Annotated in this window: 1 protein-coding gene and 2 pseudogenes; 1 reads left to right on the forward strand and 2 read right to left on the reverse strand. The window is 60.7% G+C overall.

What is annotated here, in order from left to right:
* Nucleotides 1-181, reverse strand: a pseudogene (locus QZY06_RS02005) (funZ protein); the annotation flags it as partial.
* A gap of 489 nt (nucleotides 182-670) precedes the next feature.
* Here QZY06_RS02005 and QZY06_RS02010 point away from each other — a divergent pair.
* Nucleotides 671-901: a hypothetical protein gene (locus QZY06_RS02010; protein ID WP_295679509.1), complete on the forward strand. Its 231-nt coding sequence runs from the start codon at nucleotides 671-673 to the stop codon at nucleotides 899-901.
* Nucleotides 902-1,016: 115 nt separating this feature from the next.
* Here QZY06_RS02010 and QZY06_RS02015 read toward each other — a convergent pair.
* A pseudogene (locus QZY06_RS02015) lies at nucleotides 1,017-2,840 on the reverse strand (hypothetical protein); the annotation flags it as partial.

The raw sequence follows: 2,840 nt of genomic DNA on the forward strand, positions 1-2,840 counted from the left end.
AAACGGAATAAGCTGTTTTTCCGGTGCCTTTATCCCCGATTAGAAATGTCACCGACGGATCGCAGAGCTTTTCTAATGCGTCATTCCGAATAAAAACGTGATTGAAGAGTTCCTTGTTTTCGCGCTTTTTATAGTTTTCTGCATCGCTATAGCCGAGTGTTAATTCCTTAATTCGGAGCATTAGATTCGGCTCGATTTATAAATCTGTAGCGGAGAGCGGCAAAAACATCAGCGACAGGACCACTGAGAGCCCATTCCGCGGCACTCGGTAAATCAATCAGATGACTCGCATCCGGCGATCGGTGATCAGACCGATACCGCGGCTACTCGTAGATTTGCCCTTATTTCGAATCGCTATTTCCAGATCGCTCCTGAATCGCGTCGTATTGCCGGTGCAGAGCTATTTCTAGATTGGCCAAGCGGTACGTGAGCGAAACGGGGGGCTCGCGGCTGGCGCCTGTAGTGCCACGCCAGCAAAAAAGCCCAAGCGTTACGCGCTCGGGCTTCGGTCAAATCTAATTATTGCTGCGCCATTCCTGCAGCGAATGAATCGCCGCTATCTATCTCGCTTCACGAAAGTGGTCGGGAGGCAGTAGCATTTGGACGTGGCCAATCTCAAACCCATAACGGAGGACTGAACGTGCTTTAGACCATCACACTGGTACAAAGCATGTCCATCACGAATCGCGCGAAGGATCGCGACGCCGCAGGCCGTCTCAGGCGCAGCTTCCGCAGGCCGAACCACACGCAGTCCACCCCGGGATACTGGGTACGGCTGCACATGAACCGGCCGCGCCGCCACGAAAATCGACACATGTGCTGGCAAGTCATGCGTGGCCGTGACCCCGACGGGCTGATCTGGCCGCTCGGATCGCGCAAGCCGCACGTCTACTACTGGTAAATGGCGGCCAGCGCGGGCCTCGGTGTTGCGGTGGGCGGAGCTGCACGACTGCCAAAGGCTTCCCAAGCGCCTGCCGAATCTGGGATTGGCACTGGGCGATGTGGCCGATCTGGTTTTATCTCCGGTCATACCGATCCAGTGGCTCGGCATTACGCGGGTACAGCCGGACCCTTCTGGTGCCGGAGCCAAGGACCGCGACCGGTTGCAGCTTGTCCATCTTCTGCAGATTCGGGCAGAGCCAGCGCGCCCTGTTCAGCGATCTTCCGATAGCGGTGCCGGTGGCCGACGCCTTCCACAGCTCGGCGATCCGCTCAAGGTCGGGGACGGCGATCAGCTCTCGACCGCCGAATCGTCGGGTGTGCACGAAGCCGGTATCGATCCAGGTTCGACGAAATTCGGAACTGGTTTGGCCGGTCACGTCGATCGCATTGCGGACATCGCGGTAATCAGATCGCAGCTGCTCCGCGAGGGCATCGACCCCTTTGCGGTCGAAACGCCATCGCGACGGCGTACCGGAAACCGGCGCGAGCCAGCCGTCGGCGACCACCGAGTTGAGATCCCTGCCGGAGAGGGCCAACAGTGTTGCGGCATCCGTCCGCGAGAGGGTCGTCGACATCCGCAGTCGATCAGCCAGATTCTTTCTGCCCGCTGGCGATCGGTATGGTTCGCGGAGGATTCGTTCGAGGTCGACCGAGACGAGGTCTCGGCGGAGGAAGACGTAAGTCACCCCGTCGTCGAGTCCGGGTCCGCTGACGGGTAGCAAACCCGCCGATCGAAGGCGGCTGGCCAGCGTGGTGCGAGCGGCTTGGTAATCGGCGGCGATTGCCGAGGCGAAGATATAATCGCAATCGAACCTGTCGAGGCTGACCGGATCGATGCACCAGGCCACGGCGCTGTCGGCAGTTCCTTTATGCGCTGCGATAAGTCCGACGCGAATCGCGCCACGAACGGATTCGGTGTTGGTCCGCAGTTTGGCCGCGGCGATGGCCAGCGTGATGACCGGCGCATTCATCCCGGAGTTGCGCAACGCCAGCGGTTGGTCTTCGAGCCCCTTGATGCCCGAGTCCATTACCGCTTCGGCTTTGATCGTGCTGACTATTGACGCCAAGGACTGACGCGAGCGCCCGGAGCGAAGGCGGCTCCGGTCTTCGGTAACGATAGGGCCGTGATTGATTGGCGCGACAGTCCAGAGCAGATCGTTGACCGCAGCGACCTGGACGTCGCCGTGATCATTGCTCGGCATGTGGCCGGCATCGACGAGTTTGTCGTAGGGCACCCGACCGATGCCCAGCACGGCCATGGCCGTGCTCGCCGGCCACGTTTCCGATGTCAGCGTGCTGACCAGAACCTTCGGCGCTGGAACAGCCAGCATCATTTCCGCGTGCTCGGCGTGAACAGGTCTCCCGTCCGAGAGCATTGGTGCGACAGCGACACGCGGATGGATATGCACGCCGTGGTCGTCCGAGACGACTCTCCCGACACTCGGCCAGCGCCCAGCGTGCAGATCGGCCAGCGCGTCCGCCGCGAATGATTGGTTGATGTCGAGGCCTAGGGTCTTCCACCATTGCAGGACCGACCACGCGGCGCCGATCAGACGAATCCCGACCTGGTTTCCGGCATCGATCAAGCGACGCATCAAATCGGCAGGCTCGGGTCTGCAGGGCTGTTGCCGGCGGACCATCCCGTTCGGGGCGCAGCGGCACTGCAGCGGATCGCGCACGTGGGTCCACGGTGTCGAACAACACGGACACGCGTCGTCCAGCAATACTCGGTGACGCGAGCAGGCAACCGCTGCGACATGGTCCCATTCGCTGTGCGCAAATCCATCTTCGAGGTAGCAGGCGATACACAGTTTCGCTCTCCGAAACTGGAGGTCGCCCACGGAGACCGCCAATCCGTTCCAGAGCAAATCGTCCTCCCGGGCCAAGCCTGCGCGACG

Origin of the sequence: uncultured Nevskia sp. (genome assembly GCF_903885465.1) — a bacterium.
Lineage (GTDB): Bacteria > Pseudomonadota > Gammaproteobacteria > Nevskiales > Nevskiaceae > Nevskia.

Coding starts and splice junctions, on each gene's coding strand:
- QZY06_RS02010 (WP_295679509.1), top strand. CDS start 671: ATGTCCATCACGAATCGCGCGAAGGATCGCGACGCCGCAGGCCGTCTC.